The organism is Paenibacillus sp. FSL R5-0701 (assembly GCF_037973995.1).
Classification (GTDB): Bacteria; Bacillota; Bacilli; order Paenibacillales; family Paenibacillaceae; genus Paenibacillus.
On the sequence record NZ_CP150230.1, the window covers coordinates 1,136,961 to 1,154,991 of the forward strand.

14 protein-coding genes are annotated in these 18,031 nt (G+C 46.6%); 9 read left to right on the forward strand and 5 right to left on the reverse strand.

Annotated features, from left to right (window positions below; all coding sequences use genetic code 11):
- Positions 1-13: 13 nt before the first annotated feature.
- Positions 14-1,360 carry an arsenic transporter gene (locus MKZ13_RS05150; protein WP_315371678.1) on the reverse strand — a complete coding sequence of 449 codons (1,347 nt, stop codon included), beginning with the start codon at positions 1,358-1,360 and terminating at the stop codon, positions 14-16.
- Positions 1,361-1,551: 191 nt separating this feature from the next.
- Entirely contained in the window at positions 1,552-2,283 is a 732-nt protein-coding gene (locus MKZ13_RS05155) for a hypothetical protein (protein WP_339182376.1), read from the reverse strand.
- A gap of 371 nt (positions 2,284-2,654) precedes the next feature.
- Between MKZ13_RS05155 and MKZ13_RS05160 the strand changes: the two genes are divergently transcribed.
- The 4 genes from MKZ13_RS05160 (at position 2,655) to MKZ13_RS05175 (ending at position 8,165) form a co-directional block, all read left to right on the forward strand.
- Positions 2,655-3,680, forward strand: a complete 1,026-nt coding sequence (locus MKZ13_RS05160) for a CotH kinase family protein (protein WP_339182378.1) — start codon at positions 2,655-2,657, stop codon at positions 3,678-3,680.
- Between the two features lie 244 nt (positions 3,681-3,924).
- The gene (locus tag MKZ13_RS05165) at positions 3,925-5,733 is read left to right on the forward strand and encodes an ABC transporter ATP-binding protein (protein WP_339182380.1); all 1,809 of its coding nucleotides are present in this window, start codon (positions 3,925-3,927) and stop codon (positions 5,731-5,733) included.
- Entirely contained in the window at positions 5,714-7,552 is a 1,839-nt protein-coding gene (locus MKZ13_RS05170; RefSeq protein WP_339182382.1) for an ABC transporter ATP-binding protein, read from the forward strand. Before MKZ13_RS05165 ends, MKZ13_RS05170 begins: the two co-directional genes overlap by 20 nt.
- 277 nt (positions 7,553-7,829) lie before the next feature.
- Positions 7,830-8,165, forward strand: a complete 336-nt coding sequence (locus tag MKZ13_RS05175) for a hypothetical protein (protein ID WP_339182384.1) — start codon at positions 7,830-7,832, stop codon at positions 8,163-8,165.
- A gap of 92 nt (positions 8,166-8,257) precedes the next feature.
- Here the strand turns inward: MKZ13_RS05175 and MKZ13_RS05180 are convergent, their stop codons facing one another.
- Positions 8,258-9,862 carry a bifunctional UDP-sugar hydrolase/5'-nucleotidase gene (locus tag MKZ13_RS05180; RefSeq protein WP_339182386.1) on the reverse strand — a complete coding sequence of 535 codons (1,605 nt, stop codon included), beginning with the start codon at positions 9,860-9,862 and terminating at the stop codon, positions 8,258-8,260.
- A 273-nt stretch (positions 9,863-10,135) separates the two neighbouring features.
- Between MKZ13_RS05180 and MKZ13_RS05185 the strand changes: the two genes are divergently transcribed.
- The 5 genes from MKZ13_RS05185 to MKZ13_RS05205 all read left to right on the forward strand — a co-directional run bounded on the left by MKZ13_RS05185 (position 10,136) and on the right by MKZ13_RS05205 (position 14,275).
- Positions 10,136-11,119 (forward strand): phosphate/phosphite/phosphonate ABC transporter substrate-binding protein, encoded by a 984-nt coding sequence (locus MKZ13_RS05185; RefSeq protein WP_307539471.1) that lies wholly within the window; start codon positions 10,136-10,138, stop codon positions 11,117-11,119.
- A 177-nt stretch (positions 11,120-11,296) separates the two neighbouring features.
- Positions 11,297-12,094, forward strand: a complete 798-nt coding sequence (gene phnC, locus MKZ13_RS05190; protein WP_062837418.1) for a phosphonate ABC transporter ATP-binding protein — start codon at positions 11,297-11,299, stop codon at positions 12,092-12,094.
- The gene (phnE, locus tag MKZ13_RS05195) at positions 12,091-12,942 is read left to right on the forward strand and encodes a phosphonate ABC transporter, permease protein PhnE (protein ID WP_036672541.1); all 852 of its coding nucleotides are present in this window, start codon (positions 12,091-12,093) and stop codon (positions 12,940-12,942) included. Before phnC ends, phnE (MKZ13_RS05195) begins: the two co-directional genes overlap by 4 nt.
- Positions 12,939-13,745 carry a phosphonate ABC transporter, permease protein PhnE gene (phnE, locus tag MKZ13_RS05200; RefSeq protein WP_237176767.1) on the forward strand — a complete coding sequence of 269 codons (807 nt, stop codon included), beginning with the start codon at positions 12,939-12,941 and terminating at the stop codon, positions 13,743-13,745. Before phnE (MKZ13_RS05195) ends, phnE (MKZ13_RS05200) begins: the two co-directional genes overlap by 4 nt.
- 269 nt (positions 13,746-14,014) lie before the next feature.
- Positions 14,015-14,275 carry a hypothetical protein gene (locus MKZ13_RS05205; protein ID WP_339182391.1) on the forward strand — a complete coding sequence of 87 codons (261 nt, stop codon included), beginning with the start codon at positions 14,015-14,017 and terminating at the stop codon, positions 14,273-14,275.
- Between the two features lie 95 nt (positions 14,276-14,370).
- Here MKZ13_RS05205 and MKZ13_RS05210 read toward each other — a convergent pair whose 3' ends face one another.
- Both MKZ13_RS05210 and MKZ13_RS05215 read right to left on the reverse strand, forming a co-directional pair.
- On the reverse strand, positions 14,371-17,118 hold the full coding sequence (locus MKZ13_RS05210; protein WP_339185339.1) for a DUF5689 domain-containing protein: 2,748 nt from the start codon (positions 17,116-17,118) through the stop codon (positions 14,371-14,373).
- A gap of 261 nt (positions 17,119-17,379) precedes the next feature.
- Complete coding sequence (locus MKZ13_RS05215) at positions 17,380-17,856, reverse strand: RNA polymerase sigma factor (protein WP_076213502.1); 477 nt, start codon at positions 17,854-17,856, stop codon at positions 17,380-17,382.
- Between the last annotated feature and the right edge of the window lie 175 nt (positions 17,857-18,031).

The following is an 18,031-nucleotide window of genomic DNA, read 5'->3' on the forward strand; positions in this document are numbered from 1 at the left end:
AGTATTCCTCCTCTCAATAGAGAATAGATGTCCAAATATATAGTGAAATTAGGCTAACAATTAGACTTATTGGTATCACAATAAAGGTAACTTTCATATACTGTTTCCAAGAGATTCGAATATGATGGGTCTTTAATATATACATCCAAATTAACGTTGCTAAGGTGCCAATAGGCGTCAGCAAGGCTCCGATATCACTTCCCAGAATGTTGGCAAGATACGCAAGATGCAGTTGAGATTCACTTAGTGGAAGATCTGTAACAGCAAAGGTCCCAATCATGACGGAGGGCAAATTGTTGAATAGATTGGAAAGCAGAGTAAGCATTAACCCCGACACAGCAATGATGCTGGCATTTCCTCCTTCTATTATAGGTTTCATCCACTGAATGATTGACGCGGTCAAGCCTGCGCGGTGAAGACTATCCACAATGACATAAATGCTGAAGGCAAAGAGTAGAATGTGCCAGGGCGTTTGTGTTATCACATCCTTGAGTCCAGTCCGGGTGCGATACCAACGCACAGCGAGCATGAGAATAACACCAGTAATTGCAACTACCTCCATACGTATACCGACTTGCTCAGCTAGAAAATATCCTGCACGGATAAATACAACGATACCAATACAGACACGGAACAGCCACCAGTCTACTTTATTCTCGGATTCAGTTGTCTGCAGCGGATGATATCCTGAACCTGATGAAGACTGTAGGGATACAGGGAAATGATGAATAACTTTGGGAATACTTCTGCGAAAATAATAGAATAGCAGTACAGTCATCACCATGATCGCAAGCATGGATGGCACAAACATCATCTGAGTATAAGTATTCAGATTTAAGCCAACCATTTGCAAAGCAATCAGATTAGCCAGATTACTAAGTCCAATTGGCGCACTGGAAGCCGTAGCGATTAGAGCACCGGAGATCAGGTAGGGTAACTGTTGATGCATTTTCAGACGAAGTATAGAACAGATTCGAATAATGATCGGAGTTGTGATCAGAATACTGCCATCATTGTTGAAGAAGATGGTCATGAGAAAACAAAGTAATAGAATTAGCCAGAACAATCGAAAGCCGGAACCTCTTGCTTTCTCAATCATATTCAAAGCGATCCAGCGAAAAAAACCGATGCTATCTAGAATAATCGACATGACAATGGTAGAGAGGATTGTTACGGCTGCACCAGATACGATCCCGAAGATTCCAACAATGTGAGCATAGCTGCTCACTCCAGTTAAAATAAGAAGAAGGGCGCCAAGCGAGGTGGGTATAGATTCATTCAATCCGCCGGGACGCCACATCAGGAAAATGACAGTGATGATAAAGACCCCGAAGGTTAACCACAACTGGTAGTCAGGCATTTACTGTGATTCACCTCCCAGGGGGAGAAGTCCTGACGAAGCCTGAAGCAGATGTTCATGGGATGGAGTGGGCCTTCCGGGTGTAACGATCCAGTAAAAAGGCACACCTATCAAGACTAATGCGACGAAGATCAACATGATAATTCCCCCCTTTAAGCTGGTAGATAACTTAAGTTGTCAGTTTATTTTATTTACTTCTTTTTATTGCCGGATTTGTTACCACGGGATTGACTGCCTTGGTTGCCTTGATTGCCTCGCGACTTGTTGCCACCTGACTTATTGCCTTGGGATTGATTTCCTTGAACTCGTTGCCCCTGAGAACGATTGCCTTGACTGCTCCGCGACTTGTTGCCGCCGGACTTATTCCCCTGAGCTTGGTTGCCTTGAGCTGCTTGGTTCCCTTGAGAACGATTGCCACGCGACTGGTTGCCTTGAGCCGCCTGATTACCTTGGGCTGCTTGGTTTCCTTGACTTGTATTATTACTGCTATTGTTGTTGTTCCCGCCACCACGTACGAGGGATACAGATTTCACATGTTGCATCGGAATACGAACAATCTCCTGATTTTTCAAAGTCATGATCAATTGGTTCTGGTTGGCATCGGCCAGGATGCCTTCGACTTTTTCAGGTCCTCCCCGGTTAATCTGAACACGGCGGAAGCGGAGTGCTTGCATAACGCCCAAAAACGTGTTGGAAGGAATAGGATTCCCCATGGCTGCATTTCGGTTACCACCGGAACGGCCTGTATCTGTTATGCTTTTGACATGTGATTCATTAACGTAGACAATTCCTTCTTTGCAGTTCATCGCCATATAGTCCCAGCGTACGTCCGTAAGTGTACCTTGTACTGAATCAGGTCCTCCCCGGTTAATCTTAATCTCTCTTCCCAACAAACCTCTTATTCCTTGACCATTCATAGACATTGTGTTTGACCCCTTCCATGATATAAGTTCAGATGGACAAAAATGGTGGATGTAATTATGATCCCTTCCATTCGTCATTCGTGTCTGTCTGTAGTTTAAGCATATGTGACATGCTTCTTGGAGGGACTAGCCAGTTAACTATATTTATACCATTTCGGCTATAATCTATGAAAATGATGTAAATTTATAGATTAATAACTCGATTTTTCCGCATTATGACAAGTGAATTGGGATGTGATAAGTATCAGAACTGTGCATTTGCCCGTACGACTTTCTGTGCATCTGCATAGGATGATGTAAGAGCCTACGGGCGAATCTTACAGGTACTCGAAAGGCGGATGGAAATGGCTCTACCTGTCTACCATATCAGCTTGTCTCCAACCGAATATCAACAGTTAACGTCCAATATATGGTCAGAGACATTTGTGAACAGCACGATGCAGATGGACGGCAAGCCGTTTCCGATCCGGCTTCGATACCGGGGAGGACATACACGCGGTTATCCCAAAAAATCATTTGAGATTCGTACATCCAGCCGGACGTATCATTTTAATGCGGAGTATGATGATCCTTCGTTGTTGCGTAATGCACTTTCTTTTCGTTTTTTTGAGTCGATTCGTGTACCCGCACCGTCTACACAACACTGCGTACTCTATCTGAACGGGCAGCTTCTGGGTGTATACCTGAGGATCGAAGGAGTGAAATCCTTCTTTTTTCGCCAAAGGAAAATCCCTGTGCGCAGTATCTTCTATGCGGTGAATGATCATGCTGGTTTTACGATAAATTCGGATTCCTCTTCAACAAGTACCGATCTATTGTCAGGGTACAGCTTAATTCGTGGCAAAAATGTGGATCGCACAAGGCTGCGTAACTTTATTCAGCAGTTGAACACTAAGTCCAAACTGGAATTGTTTCGTTTTTTACAGTCGAGGGTGGATACAGACAATTATTTACGCTGGTTAAGTGGAGCTGTACTTACAGGGAACTTCGACGGATTTCATCAGAATTACACATGGTATGAGAAAATCAAAAGCGGTAAATATGGCATCCTGCCTTGGGATTATGAGGGTACTTGGGGGAGGAACTGTTATGGAACACGAGTTGACCCCAATCTTGTTCGTATTCAGGGGTATAACAGACTTACTGGACGATTGCTGGCATTCCGCAGTTTCCGTCAGCAATATAAGAAGCTGTTGCGACAGCATCTGATGAATGCTTTTACAGAGAAGCGAATTATGCCCTTGGTGAATCGGTTACACAATGAGATTCGTGAAGATGTCAACAAAGATCCTTACATGAAATGGCCCATGGATGTATTTGCAGGTGAACCGGAAAGAATTCGCGAATATGTGGTGAAACGTCGGGAGTATCTAAGTGAAAAACTACATCAGCTGTAAGCACTTAACTAGCGCGGGGAGGGAGACCTTCCTTTTTTTACTGCCAAAATGAAGAGAAGTTTATTGTAATGGGAAAAGTAGGGTAATAAGAATAGAAGCGGCATTGTAAAATACGCTATAATAACCATATGTGTACATAGAAATGATTACATATTGGACGCTGTGGAGAAAACAACATGTCTAATGGAGGCTCTGAGCTGGAACGTGTTATCGGTTTAGGGTGCTCCAAGCCGGAGGAATGCTTATGATCAAGCTGTTGTACTACTTGAAGAAGTACCGAGTTGCCGCGATTGCAGCCCTGGTCATGATGTTAATTGAGCTTGCGGTGGAGCTGGCTCAGCCTTATCTGATCTCCAAGATCATCGATAACGGGATTCAGCAGGGAGACTTATCTGTCGTCTGGTTGTGGGGCGGTGTGCTGGTTGGTAGTGCTGTTGTGGCCTTTGCTGCCGGAATTGCGAGTTCGTTCTTTGCATCCCATGCAAGTCTGGGGTTCGGATACGATCTGCGGGAGAAGCTGTATGAGAAAGTGCAAACGTTCTCTTATGCCGTCTTTAACCGGTTCGCGACGTCGTCCCTGATTACACGATTAACGGGGGACGTGACCCAGGTTCAGGACACCGTCTTCATGAGTCTGCGCTTCATGACGCGTGTGCCCCTTGTGGTGATTGGTAGCATGATTATGGCAGTGATCGTGAACCCGAGGCTGGGTCTGCTGCTGGTTGTCATGGTGCCTGTACTGCTCATTGTTGTGGTGTGGATGATCAAAAAGGCAGCGCTGCTGTTCCGCAATGTGCAGCGCAGACTGGATGCCGTCAACGGAGTCATCCAGGAGAATCTGACAGGCATTCGGCTGATCCGTGTTTTCGTACGGATGGGCCATGAGATTGAGCGCTTTGCCGGTTTCAGCGGCAAGCTGATGAAAGGCACAATCTCCGCGCTGCGCCTGACGGAGACCACAATGCCGTTCATGCTACTAATGATGAACGTTTGTATCATCGCCGTGCTTTGGTTTGGACGAGTCGACATTGCCTCCGGTAATGCAACTGTGGGTGAAGTGGTCGCTGTCATTAACTACCTGCTTCGTACAATTGGTGCCATGTCTGCGTTGTCATGGATTCTGGTAACCTTCTCCAGAGCAAGCGCTTCGGCGCAACGACTGAATGAAGTGTTTAATACGGAGGACACGTCGGAGACTGAACAGACGAAGTTGTTATCAGCGTCTGTACCATCTGCTGGATCTGTGAAATCTTCGCATTTTCCGCAATCTGTATACCCGGCGAAGAAACAGCGAGCTGTACAGGGAGCGGTTGAATTCCGCAGTGTAGGCTTCAGTTATCCGAATAGTGAAATTACAGTACTGGATAACATTACATTCACGGCAAAAGCGGGGGAGCGCATTGCCATTATGGGAGCAACTGGCTCAGGCAAATCTTCGCTCGTACAGCTCATTCCACGATTATACACAGAGGATCAAGGAAAGGTACGGATTGATGGTGCCGATGCATCAGAGCTGGATCTGTCCATGTTGCGTGGTGCGATTGGTTATGTGCCTCAGGAAGTTGTCCTGTTTACCGGTTCCATACGGGAGAATATTGCCTGGGGTCAGGAAGATGCTACCTTGGATGAGATCGTGGAAGCCGCAAAGCGCGCGCAGATCCATGAAACGATTGAGAATTTATCAAACGGTTATGATACATTGCTGGGTCAACGGGGAGTTAATCTCTCCGGTGGACAGAAGCAGCGACTTTCCATTGCACGAGCACTGGTACGTAGACCAAGGATTCTGATTCTGGACGATAGCACAAGTGCACTGGATGTGGCTACAGAAGGCAGACTGCTGGATGCGCTGGAAGAATTGTCGTGTACAACGTTTATCATCACCCAGAAGATCAGTTCGACCACTTCGGCGGATCTGATTCTGCTACTTGATGATGGACAACTCATTGGGCAAGGAAAACATGAAGACCTGATGGAATCGTCAGAGCTGTATCGTCGAATCCATGAATCACAATACGGGGAGGGTGCACAGCATGTTCAAAGCATTCATTGAGCCTTTCCGTCAGCCGCCACCGCCGATTGATCCGGAGACGTTACGATCAGGTGGTGGTCGCAAACCCAAGGCACGGGCGAAGAACTGGTCCGGTACGTTAGGTCGTATCTGGACCTATCTGGCACGTCGCAAGGTTAAGCTGTCCATGGTACTGTTGATGGTGTTTGCCAGCTCCGCACTCGCTTTGCTTGGCCCTTACATGGTAGGGGTGGCCGTGGATGATTTCATCGCGGGTGAAGTCGACTCAAGCTGGACTCGGTTTCTGATTGGATTAACTGCAGTGTATGTCTTGTTCTCTCTTACGTCTTGGTTACAAAATATATGGATGATCGAAATTGCACAGGAAACTGTGTTCCGCATGCGGTATGATCTGTTCTCCCATCTGCACAAGCTGCCGATTCCATTCTTCGGTAAACGCCAGCAGGGTGAGATTATGAGCCGGGTGACCAATGATATCGAGAATGTCAGCGGTACGTTGAATAGCTCGGCGATCCAGATTTTCTCGAGTGTACTAACACTGCTCGGAACATTTGGGGTTATGCTCTGGCTCAGTCCGCTACTGACCCTGCTTACCTTTATCGTTGTGCCTTTGATGGCCATCGGCATGCGTTGGATTACGCGCAGAACGGGACCGCTCTTCAAGGAGCGGCAGCGCAATCTCGGTGAACTTAACGGTTATATCGAAGAGACTTTATCCGGGCAGCGGATCATTAAGGCATTCTCCCAAGAGGAGCGAGTGATTCGCGGTTTTGAGGAACGAAATACCCGCATCCGGATTTCCGGTTTCTGGGCACAGACGATCTCTGGTTTTATCCCGAAACTGATGAATGGATTGAACAACCTGAGCTTTGCGATTGTGGCGGGCATCGGTGGTATTCTGGCGATTCAGGGTTCCGTTACGGTCGGGGTGATTATTATCTTTGTGGAATATGCCCGTCAGTTCACCCGTCCGCTGAATGATCTGGCGAACCAGTGGAATACGTTATTGTCCGCGATTGCGGGGGCTGAGCGCGTATTTGAGGTGCTGGATGAAGATGAGGAAGCGAAGGATGAAGGGGCAGCGGTATCTCTGGACAAGGTAGAGGGAGCCGTTCGTTTCGACAAAGTATCCTTTGGATACGATGAAGGGCGTAACATTTTGCATGAGATCAGCTTTGAAGCCAAACCGGGGGAGATGATTGCCCTTGTGGGTCCGACCGGAGCGGGGAAAACAACTTTAATTCAGCTGTTATCCCGTTTCTATGATCCAACAGGTGGCACATTAACGGTAGATGGACGCGATATGACCACCATTCGGCGTGAGAATCTGCGGTCACATATGGCATTTGTATTACAGGATTCATTTTTGTTTCAGGGTACGATTCGGGAAAATATTCGATTTGGCCGTCTGGACGCGACGGATGAAGAGGTGGAAGCAGCCTCCCGGCTGGCTAATGCCCATTCCTTCATTGTACGGATGAAGGATGGATACGACAAAGTGCTCCAGGCCGACGGGAGCGGCATTAGTCAGGGGCAGAAGCAACTACTCGCCATTACCCGGGCAATCTTGGCAGATCCATCCATACTTGTATTGGACGAAGCGACGAGCAGTATTGATACTGTTACGGAGATTAAAATCCAGGAAGGGCTACAACGCCTGATGCAAGGCCGTACCAGCTTTGTCATTGCCCACAGGCTGAACACGATCCGTCAGGCCGACCGGATTCTGGTGCTGAAGGATGGGCAACTACTGGAGCAAGGCTCGCATGATTCATTGCTGGAACAAGGCGGTTTCTACAGCGAGCTGTATTACAGTCAGCTGCGTAAAAAAGCTCAGTAGTCATTATGGATAATATGTGACATGTATTAGAAAAAAACTTGTAGGTATGTAAAATGAGCAGGGATGAGGGCACGGTGCTCCTCACTTCTGCTCTTTTTGCATATTTTATTGAATAAACGTGGGAAATGGAACTGTGATTGTATGTTAAAATAAGGATATATTGGAATAGGTCCGATTTTGGAAGGTTGCCAGCGGTTTTGAAGCATGAGAATGAATTTTTACACGTATGCCTGTAGTCAGTCATGTGATGCATTAAAAGAGAGGAGGGCAATGCGGAATGGAATTTAAATTTGGGAATGCTGCTCTTCTTTTTCCCCCTTTACACATTACGATTATCGCAATCATTATTATTTTCATTCTAGTAAGGTGGAGCAAGCAGTTAGAAACAAGACGTTTTACGGTTTTCTTTTACTTTTTGATCAGTACGTTCATTACTCCAATTTATTCTCAAAGTACATCAGAAGGTGTCTTTGAGCTATGGATCCCCGCAGGGTTTATTTTGGTTTTCTTTTATTTGATTCGCAGCGAAAGAAATCATCCATCTAAAATGAAAGCGAGTATCTTAGGATTTTCAATAGCGTTATATCAGTTAATTCTTCAATATGTCGGATAACGGGACAGGACAGGATAATTCAACAAGAACAAGTAAGCAATAGGTTGAAAACAAAAGAGCAGATCCTGATCACAGGACCTGCTCTTTCTCATTTAACTTCCAATAACTTTCCAGTTATTAGCCTGCTCCACCGTTAACGGCTGGTGTCTGCGAATATAATCCTCCGCCAGTGCGGCCATGTCCGTGGCACCTTCGTGCAGTACCTTTTTGCCCGGATACATTGCATAATCCCCGCCGCCAGCAGCGCGGTAGCTGTTCATCACCACAGAGTACATGCCATCCATGTCCATTGGCTTGCCTTCATGTTCCAACTTTACAACTCGACTGCCAACAGGTTGGGAGATATCCAGCTCGTATTCCATGCCAGACCACATATCGTAATTATAATGTTGGGGTTTGGGTTCCATATAAGCCGGATTGACTGCCACCTCACCAGAAGCATTCACTTCAAAGTAACGTGCCGTTTGTTCCAGTGCCTCCCGGATATCCTGACCACTTAACTCAAGTACCGTCAGAGTATTAGGATAGATGAAGTTGGATAATACGTCCCGAACGGTGATGTGACTCCCGAAACCGCGAGCTTCTTCACTCAGCATGGCGGTATTGGAGAGCTGCGCTCCAGTCGCTTCCATCTGCACTTGATGTACAAAAGCAATGAATGGATGTGCCTTGAGTCGCAGAGCCGTAGCATTGGTGATGGATAAATCCCCAGCCACCTCGCCAATGGGTTGATCAAGCCATGCTTGTGCCTCAGTTTCCAGCTCTTCCGTTAGTTTCATGACGGTTGCATCAGGTTCAACCTCATGATGTTCATCCAGAAGTAACAACCGAGCCTGTTTATCTGTAATCTGCCACTTGCCGCCCGATGATTGTTCCAACTGAATGGATACATGCCCCGCACCATTTCCACTGAAGCCCGGCTGAATGACGGTTACACCATGAATATTAGCGGTAAGCTGACGATGCTGGTGTCCGGTAAGCAACACATCGATACCTTCGATGTCCCGGCAGATGGCATAGCCTTGATTTTCTCCAGTTAACCGTTCTGCGGGCTCGCCTGTCTCCAGATCACTCTCAAATCCGCCGTGATAACTGACAACCATTACATCTGGTTGTTCATGCTCGCGTATATAGCTAACCCATGTACGAATGGTCTCCAAGGCATCAAGGAACTGTAAACCCTCAATATTTTTCGGGTGCTCCCAGTTTGGAATGTAATGCGTAGTTGCGCCCAACAGGGCAATTTTGACGCCAGAAGATAAGGTTTTGATTAGATACGGAGGACCGAAGGCAGGTACATCTGGTTGCTCATTTTTTACAATATTGGCAGACAGCCAGGGGAAATTAGAAGCTTCAACTGCTCCGCGCAACAGACTCTGACCATAGTTAAACTCGTGATTGCCCATCACCGCAGCATCATAACCGAGTTCATTCAGTACCGTTATGAATGGATGAACTTCGTTTGTGGAAACCTGTGAAGCTGCATAGGAGGCCAAGGGTGATCCTTGCAGCAGATCCCCGTTATCCACCAGCATCAATTCAGGTGAACGTTCACGTTCCTTACGAATCAGGGAAGCCAGCAGGGCAAGCCCAGCGGGGCGGTAGGCATTGGTATTGTAATGAATGGGACGGATCGCCCCGTGCAGATCACTGGTATACAGAATATCGAAGCTTGCCGTATGGTTTGTGGATGTCATTTTACAATCTCCTCTAATATATAAGTTCAGATATATGGAATTACCATAAAACGGAGAAGAATGAATAGCCTGAAGAACCGAAGCATACGCCGTGATCTCCGATGTTCTTCCTATATCTTCAACCATAATGAGCCTATTCTAACAGATACAAGTCGCGCTGACAGCCTGACAGGAAACTTTACAAAACTCCAAATTTCGTTTCACATCGCGCTAATATTTGGCAACTATAGTAGATAAGTACTGAAAAATAGAAACTCTTTGGAGGGTGTTCGTTTGAAGAAGTCTGCTTTATTTTTACCATTGTTGATTTTGGTTCTGTTTCTGAGTGCTTGTGGGTCTAGTAGTAGTACAACAGGTTCGGCTAACGGGGAAAATGCGAGTTCTAATGCATCCGGTACGTCTACGGCAGAGACAGAGAAAGCTGTCGAAGGATATGTGCCAACTGAATTGACGGTTCAATTTGTTCCTTCCCAGAACGCAGACACGCTTGAAGCCAAAGCGAAACCGCTGGAGAAGCTGCTTGGTGACAAACTGGGCATTCCGGTAAAAGTCAGCGTATCCACCGACTACAACACAATTATTGAAGCAATGGCTTCCAACAAAGTAGACGTAGGTTTCTTGCCTCCGACAGCTTATGTACTGGCTAAAGAAAAAGGCGCTGCGCAGGTTATTTTGCAAGCACAACGTTTCGGTGTAAATGATGAGACAGGAGCTCCTACAGAGCAACTGGCAGATTCATATAAATCCATGTTCATTGTGAAAAAAGATTCGCCGATTCAATCCATCGAGGACCTTAAAGGTAAAAAAGTCGCTTACCAAAACGTAACGTCTTCCGCAGGTTATGTATGGCCAGCAGGTCTGTTGTTGGACAGAGGCATTGATCCATTAAAAGATGTAACACCTGTAACGTTGAAAGGTCATGACCAAGGAGTTATCGCTGTATTGAACGGTGACGTTGATGCAGCAGCTATCTTCCAGGATGCCCGCAACACGGTAGCTAAAGACTATCCGACTGTATTTGAAGATACACGTGTACTGGCGTTTACTGAGCCTATTCCTAACGATACCATTGCCGTTCGTACAGACATGAATGCAGATTGGACTGCGAAGATCAAACAAGCCTTCATCGATATCGGTAAAGATACTGAAGGTCACCAGATCATCAAAGAAATCTATACGCATGAAGGTTATGTAGAGTCCGATGATAGCAAGTTTGAGATCGTTCGTCAGTATGGCGAAAAAGTGAAAGGTGAATAATTCTGATCCAAAAGTAGTTCGGGATCTGTTCACTTTGTAGTAGCTTTCTTGGATGGGAACAGCTTAATCGTAGCAATGGACAGGCCAGTTCAGCGTGATCTACGCTGCGCTGGCTTGTGCTATTATAGCAAGGACTCATGTATGGTTGATCATTATGAATGAAAGAAGGATATTGTCATGATTGAGCTTCATAACGTTACCAAAACTTACGCTAACGGCACCAAGGGCCTGGATAATATTAATCTGAAATTTGAGCAGGGTGAATTCATTGCTGTTGTGGGCCTGTCCGGTGCGGGTAAATCAACGCTCTTACGCTCCATTAACCGACTGCACGACATTAGTGAGGGAGAGATTCTGATTAACGGAAGCTCCATCACGAAGGCACAAGGCAAACGGTTACGCATGATCAGACGTGACATCGGCATGATCTTCCAGAGTTTCAATCTGGTGAAACGGTCCAGTGTACTTCGTAACGTACTCGCTGGACGGGTTGGATATCATTCCACCATGCGTACCATTCTGGGTCGTTTTCCAAAAGAGGATATTGAACTGGCATTCACTGCGCTGGATCGTGTGAATATCTCGGAGAAAGCTTATTCCCGTGCAGATCAGTTGTCTGGTGGACAACAACAGCGTGTGGCTATTGCCCGTGTACTGGCACAGGAAGCAAAAATCATTCTGGCCGACGAACCGGTTGCTTCACTCGACCCGCTTACAACGAAGCAGGTTATGGATGACCTGAAACGTATTAATCAGGACCTTGGGATTACGACCATCGTCAACCTTCACTTTATTGATCTGGCGAGAGAGTATGCGACCCGTATTGTCGGATTGCGAGCAGGTGAGGTGGTCTTCGACGGCCCGGTGGAAGAGGCAACGGATGAGCGCTTTGCAGAGATTTACGGCAGACCGATTCTGGCCGACGAATTGCTGGACAAGCAGGCTGTGCATGAGCAGGGAGAAGTTGTGGTATGAAGGGGCAGTCCAACGTTCCACTTCAGAATTCAGGCGGAGTGGGGAAGGAACCTGGTTCCAGCCCGGCTCAAGTTGTGAATCGCCCGAAACCGCCTGGGCGTACGAAACATTTGCTCACCTTAGTGATCATTCTGCTCCTTTTGTGGGCTAGTGCCAAACAGACGGATGCCAGTTTTACGGAGTTGTTTGAAGGTTTCCCCAACATGTTGGATCTGCTGAAGGAGATGTTTCCGCCCCGGTGGAGTTACTTTGATAATATCGTGCAAGGCATGCTGGAAACGATTCGAATGGCCCTGATTGGGACAACCATTGGTGCAATTATTGCGATTCCGGTCTCGATTATCTGTGCCGGTAACCTGATGCCAAGTCGCTGGATCTACTATCCGGCGCGCTTTCTGCTGAACCTGATTCGGACCGTGCCGGATCTGTTGCTTGCTGCTTTGTTCGTTGCTGTGTTTGGTTTGGGGCCAATCCCCGGAATCTTGGCACTGGCTGTGTTCTCGATAGGTCTGATCGCGAAGCTGACGTATGAGACGCTGGAAACCATTGATCAGGGGCCGCTGGAAGCGATGACGGCTGTTGGTATGAACCGGATTCAGCTCATTGTATATGGCGTGGTGCCGCAACTGGCTGCCCAGTTCACATCCTATGTGCTGTATGCCTTCGAAATTAATATACGTGCCGCTGCCATTCTGGGACTGGTGGGAGCCGGAGGAATTGGACTCTACTATGAGGCAACACTTGGATTCCTGGAGTATGACAAGACCAGCGTAATCATTCTGTTTACCCTCGTCATTGTTCTGGTCATTGATTATGTAAGTACTAAGCTGCGGGAGAAATTGCTATGATGAAAAATGAAACAAGCCGCATCCGGCCAAAACCACGGAAAAACCCGCTACGCTGGGTCATTGTATTACTGTTAATCCTCTTGTATGTCTGGGCTCTTGCCGGTGTACCGTTTACTGGGTTTAAGGAAACTGCCGCTCAGATTATGAAAGCCATTGTAGCCGGAATTTTCTCACCGGACTGGGCGTTTGTATATTTGCCTGAAGGAGAAGACTTGCTGCGCGGACTGCTAGACACGTTGGCAATTTCCGTACTAGGTACTGTAATCTCGGCCGTGCTCTGTATCCCGTTTGCATTCTGGTCTGCCCGTAACATGAGTGGGCATCGTTCCATCTCGGGTGCAGGTAAAATGGTACTCAGCTTTATCCGCACGTTCCCTGAGATTATCATGGCCTTGTTGTTCATTAAGGCAGTAGGTCCCGGATCGTTCGCAGGGGTTCTCGCCCTTGGGTTACACTCCATCGGTATGTTAGGAAAATTGTACGCGGATGAAGTTGAAAATATCGACTATGGTCCATCTGAGGCGCTGCTTGCTTCCGGAGCCAATCGTATGCAGCAGTTGTGGTTTGCCATCCTGCCACAGGTTATGCCTGGATTCCTGAACTATACATTGTATCGTTTCGAGATCAATGTACGTTCCGCGACCATACTGGGTGTAATTGGAGCAGGGGGGATTGGTACACCACTGATTTTTGCATTGAGCACCCGGAACTGGCCGCGAGTAGGTATAATCCTGCTGGGTATTATCGTGATGATCACGATTATCGACTTGATCTCGGGGTATATTCGTAAGAAGCTGGTGTAGAGTTAATATGGCGCTACGAATATATTAGATGATAAATTAAGATAAGTTGATAGCGTAAGAAGAGAGGGCTATTCGGTGCCGGAATATTGGCAGGGATAGTCTTTTTTTTGTCTGCAAATAAACAACGGTGCGTTCTTGTTGCTCAGCTAACCGTCGAGGAATAAGAGAATTCCAAAAATATGTATAAAGATGATTGAATTATTTTCCAAATACATGTAAAATTAATAGGTTTCTATATAAAGGGAATTCAGGGATAAGGAAGGTGACCTATGGAATTACTTCAAAATATATGGATTGGGTTTATGGTACTCCTATTACTGTACAGAATGGTTTTTCAGAAGTTTAAAAAACATAACAGAGAAAATATTGGACTCAGTGTGATTCTGATCTTTTACATGGGAAGCGGTTATACGTTTGCGAACATGAACTTAATTTTTGTCATTAGTGTCATCGCCGTGGCCGCTTATTTTGCTGTATGGAACAGCATTCTATTTGTTAGGAATGGATATGAGCCGGAACGTTTGAAATGAATGAAAAAAACCGAAACCATGTTGCCCTGTGAATCAGGCAATGTTGGTTTCGGTTTTTCGTTGCTTGGTGAAATGTTAGGCTTCTTTGCTGAGACTTAGCTAGCTAAAGGCAATGCTTTAGTAACTTGAACCGTAATTGTCTCGGTGCTGGTTACGCCTGCGGCGTTGATCAGCTCAGCACGGTACGTGTACGTTCCGTTAGCGCGACCGGACAATTCAGTTGTAGCACTTTGAGAAGCTGGTGTTGCTGCGTTCAACGCTTGTGTATCAATCAATACATCATTCTCATAGAGACGGTATTCAGTTGCGTTTGTACCCCACCAGAGGTTCATGGATACGTTATAGTTGCCATCACCATCCCAGTTGTTTTGGGACAACGTAGCTTTGCCTGGAGCAGCATTGGTTACTTGTACTGTCAGCACGTCACTGCGTGTTGTGCCTTTGTCATTGGTCAGCTCGGCTACGTAGGTATACGTACCGTTGGCTTTACCTGTAATAGCCGTTTTGGAGGACTGAGCCGATGGTGAAGCCGCAGTCAACTTCTGTGCATCGATTAGAACGCCGTTCTCATACAGTTTGTACTCGGAACCATTTTCGCCCCACCAGAGGTTCATGTTTACGTTATACGAACCTTCGAACAGGCCAGTGGTATATCCATTATCAGAAGAAAGCATCGGTTTACCCGGTGCTCCTGCAGCTGGAGTGGAAGGCACTTCGCCTCCACCTTGATCTACAGCAGGTACAAAATCATTCAAACTTCTTGGTTTCAATTGATATACATCTTTGAAAATAGCGGAAATGCCTGTGATACTGATCTTGTCCCCTGCAACATAAGGGAAGGAAGTATCTGTCACACCTGTACGGGTGTCTACACGGATATGCGTGCTTGTTCCGTCTGCTGCTACCGCGTCGAATTCAAATGATCCAACTGGTGTAGCACTGATGATATTCTCGATTGTTACATCCTTCAATTGAACCAGTTGACCCTGGTTCGCATCTGTAATTGCTGTAACTTCGATTGGAGCAGGTACGGAGGCTGTACCTGTTTTCTCAATCGCAACGATATCGGTAAGCTCAAACTCGCTGTTATAGATGGTTGTTGCTGCCGTTACTTTCACCTTGTCACCAGCATGGAAGCCGCTAGTATGCTGGAACACGTATATTCCAGCAGTTTCATCTTGAAGATAGAAGGCTTGTCCACCAAATGCACCCGGCTCTGTCGTCACAACACCTTCAATCGTTACGGTAGTGCCAACTGCTTTGGTGCGTGCTTCAGCAACGGTGATACCTGCTGGAATCGGTCCTTCTTCTTCTGGAAGCTGTTCTGCTGGCACATTACCTACGGTCACGGCATTAGTGATCAGGTTGCTACCATTCAGACGCAGACGCAAGCTGGCAGCGCCAGTTGTACCTGGTTTGATGCGTACGTTCAGATCTTTGATCGCGCGACCTTTGCTGTCTGAGGTTACACTGAATGTGGAGCTGTAGCCGTACGAAGTCGGCCAAGTACCACTTTCATTCTGGATCATGGCGACCTGTGTTCCGCCAGTCAGATAGATACCGGCACTATAACCGGATACGGTTGTGTTGGGTGGCATGTTCTCCACAACTACACGAACCTGGAAGTCTTCTGCATTTGGGAGAGTATCCTGTTTCACGAAGCTGTAGGCAGCATTTGCACTGGATGCAGGGCCGCCGTAAGAACCAGCCTTGAACGTGGAACGATCGTACCACTTGTATCCGGCAGCAGGTGCGGACCAAGGTTCAGCCTGTGGTTCTGTGGAAGCAGCCGGCTCTTCGAATGGCAACAACGCTGTAGCTGTGTCCAGTTCAAGTCCGTTCACTTCAGTCAGGCTTGTGTAGTTCTCTTGTGTAGCAAGCCAGTTCACGGTGTTCACGAGCAACACGGCATCATCGGCTTCTTTGAAACCGTCATACGTCGTTTTGCGTGTGCCAGTCTCTTCACGCAAGTATTTTGGTGATGCATCTTCTACTGGAGAGGAGTCACCGATGAAAGCAGCCTTACCTGCGCCCAGCTTGGATACTGCTACGTAAGGACCTTCTTCAATCCCGCCACCGTTGTAGACACCTTGGTCTACCGCGTTATTCCATTTTGCGTTGGTTTTTGGCAGGTACACAATACCTTTTGCTTTTTCCGGATCGGTGATTGCAAGTGTTGAACCGGCGTGCATGGCTACAGCCGATACCCCTTCTGTGATGCCGAAGGCTTGATCTGCCGGTACGACGATATTGGCGTTGATATCGCCAAGTGCGTTATAGCGGAACCGTACGCCAAAGTTATCGGACAACCAGTCCGAGCCGGTTACATTTTGCATCACTTCAGAATTACGCTCATCAGTGCTCATACCTTTGGCTGGATCTTCGAATGCTCCCCGACGATAGCCGTTGATGACCTCAGAGCCATCCCAGCGGTTTTTGTTACGGTCGGCATTATAGTGATCTCCAACAAAGAAGATGCTGCCGCCTGTTTCAACATATTGTTTAAGTGCTGCTTGTTCGGATGTTTTGAAAGGAATTTGAGGCTCTGCAATAACGAATACGTTATACTCTTTCAGATCATCATAGGTAAATGGAGTTGTCTTGCGAAGTTCTTTGACATCGTAACCATCATTCGCGAGTGCATTCCCGAAGTCGGAGAAACCTCCATCAATCACCCAGTCTGCAGCTCCAGCCGTTTGGCCGTGAGAGTTGTCGAATAGTACTTTCTTACCTGCATTTTGGTTCACAATCTTTGCCTGGATGAACGGTGCCGGGTCTGTCGGTCCTTCCGCATGAACCGATGCATCTCCGTTCCATAATCCGATCTGAAGTGGCAAAGCCATGGACAATGCCAGGAGTGATTTTAAAAATACTCCTCGCATACCTGTTAATTTATCCAACCAAATCCCTCCCAAATATTAGTTGATTCATGAGTTCGTCCATATTCTACCACATGAAAATCTCACATAGTCATAACAATTTGTAAAAATTAACTCGATATTTGTAAAATTGGGTCTTTTGACATATCCATAGGTAATTCGATCCTGTCTTTATTTATCCAATCTACCTTCGTATATTGATTTCGGCATTAAAAAAGCCATCTCTTATGAGATGACTTTGGCCCGAATTCGATTGACGGCATGGAAGACAGAGGATTTAATCATACCTTCACTCCGATTCACCAGCTCTGCCGTTTCCTTAATGGAGTATCCATGGATGAGGCGAAGTTCTAATATTTTACGATGTTCGGTGTTGTTAATATGGGAAACAAGATCATGAACACCTTCGCTAATTTCAAGGTGGGATGTATCGACGTGGTGGGTAGGTACCTCCAGACGGCTGTCTCGTCTCAGTGTACGGGTCCGCCTGCGGAAGCTGTCCATCGCCAGGTTACGGGCAATGCGTTTGAGATAATAGAGAATGCGATCTTCAGGGATATCCACGGTAACGTTCATTAATCGAATGAAACAATCCTGTGCCAAATCTTCTGCATCTTGCGGTTGTTTGACGATATGGGATAGATACCTCGTGATTTCTGATTTATAGTTGATATAAGCTTCATTAATTCGTGTGCTGTTCATATGATGTGAATCCCCCTTGGATACAGATCAGGCATGGGTCCGGTCTGGTATGAGTCTCTTATGATCCAAGTATATCGGGAGGTTGTTTCCAAAAGGTTCAGAGTTGTATCGGAGTTGTAACATTTCGTGCTTCCCTCTATCCAAGCATACGGCTTGGGATACAAAATATAGGCAG

Excerpts from the sequence above, each read along its gene's own strand:
- MKZ13_RS05150 (WP_315371678.1), bottom strand. The coding sequence starts at position 1,360 with ATGCCTGACTACCAGTTGTGGTTAACCTTCGGGGTCTTTATCATCACT.
- MKZ13_RS05155 (WP_339182376.1), bottom strand. The coding sequence starts at position 2,283 with ATGTCTATGAATGGTCAAGGAATAAGAGGTTTGTTGGGAAGAGAGATT.
- MKZ13_RS05165 (WP_339182380.1), top strand. The coding sequence starts at position 3,925 with ATGATCAAGCTGTTGTACTACTTGAAGAAGTACCGAGTTGCCGCGATT.
- MKZ13_RS05170 (WP_339182382.1), top strand. The coding sequence starts at position 5,714 with ATGTTCAAAGCATTCATTGAGCCTTTCCGTCAGCCGCCACCGCCGATT.
- MKZ13_RS05175 (WP_339182384.1), top strand. The coding sequence starts at position 7,830 with ATGGAATTTAAATTTGGGAATGCTGCTCTTCTTTTTCCCCCTTTACAC.
- MKZ13_RS05180 (WP_339182386.1), bottom strand. The coding sequence starts at position 9,862 with ATGACATCCACAAACCATACGGCAAGCTTCGATATTCTGTATACCAGT.
- phnC (WP_062837418.1), top strand. The coding sequence starts at position 11,297 with ATGATTGAGCTTCATAACGTTACCAAAACTTACGCTAACGGCACCAAG.
- phnE (WP_036672541.1), top strand. The coding sequence starts at position 12,091 with ATGAAGGGGCAGTCCAACGTTCCACTTCAGAATTCAGGCGGAGTGGGG.
- phnE (WP_237176767.1), top strand. The coding sequence starts at position 12,939 with ATGATGAAAAATGAAACAAGCCGCATCCGGCCAAAACCACGGAAAAAC.
- MKZ13_RS05205 (WP_339182391.1), top strand. The coding sequence starts at position 14,015 with ATGGAATTACTTCAAAATATATGGATTGGGTTTATGGTACTCCTATTA.
- MKZ13_RS05210 (WP_339185339.1), bottom strand. The coding sequence starts at position 17,118 with ATGGCTTTGCCACTTCAGATCGGATTATGGAACGGAGATGCATCGGTT.
- MKZ13_RS05215 (WP_076213502.1), bottom strand. The coding sequence starts at position 17,856 with ATGAACAGCACACGAATTAATGAAGCTTATATCAACTATAAATCAGAA.